General features: G+C 55.9%; 1 protein-coding gene. It reads right to left on the bottom strand.

All coding sequences use genetic code 11. The features are described from left to right. Positions 1-34: 34 nt before the first annotated feature. Positions 35-493, bottom strand: a complete 459-nt coding sequence (locus HX783_RS03205) for a transposase (protein ID WP_177015957.1) — start codon at positions 491-493, stop codon at positions 35-37. Positions 494-603 lie beyond the last annotated feature (110 nt).

Here is a 603-nt window from a genome sequence, read left to right as displayed (position 1 = left end):
GGCTTGCCCGCGATGGCGGCGACTCGGTCTTGAGTCAAAGCCAAATGGCATCCCACAGGGGATATTCGCCAAACTTCTTAACCAGGCCCGCTCTCAGCGGGTTGGCCACAATGTAGCGGGCTATTCCTTCCAGGCTTTCCTCTCGGCGCACGGCATGATCGTGAAATCCAGGTTGCCAAAGGCGGCCCTGGCGACCGGCAACACCATTAATGATTCGAGTACTTTTGGATTTTACCTGGCGCATCAGATCGCTAAGGCAGCCTTTGTCCAATGAGATCAGCCAATGGAAATGGTCGGGCATGACCACCCATGCCAAAGATGTCGCCAGGCCTTGAGCCTGGGCAATTCTGAATTGTTGAACTACCAGTCGGCCTAACCTGAAATCCTGGAAGATGGGTGTGCGATCAAGGGTGTTGGTGGTGAGTAGGTAAATGCGGTTGGATGCGCTGTAGCGACCTATGCGCAGTTGTTTTGATGCGGGGAGTTCAGGCATTCCATGGCCTCTCTTCAGTTGGGGTTCTGAGAGGCTAGGCCTGGACTGGGGAGTCTGATGAGCGGGCTTTTGGCAGGATGTGTCTGGGAGGGCGCTATCGCGGGCAAGCC

It is taken from the genome of Pseudomonas sp. D2002 (genome assembly GCF_013385735.1).
GTDB lineage: Bacteria > Pseudomonadota > Gammaproteobacteria > Pseudomonadales > Pseudomonadaceae > Aquipseudomonas.
This window is presented reverse-complemented; position numbering and strand designations above follow the sequence as displayed.

What these genes read in the sequence shown, in the direction of transcription:
- HX783_RS03205 (WP_177015957.1), bottom strand. Translation starts at nt 493, where the DNA reads ATGCCTGAACTCCCCGCATCAAAACAACTGCGCATAGGTCGCTACAGC.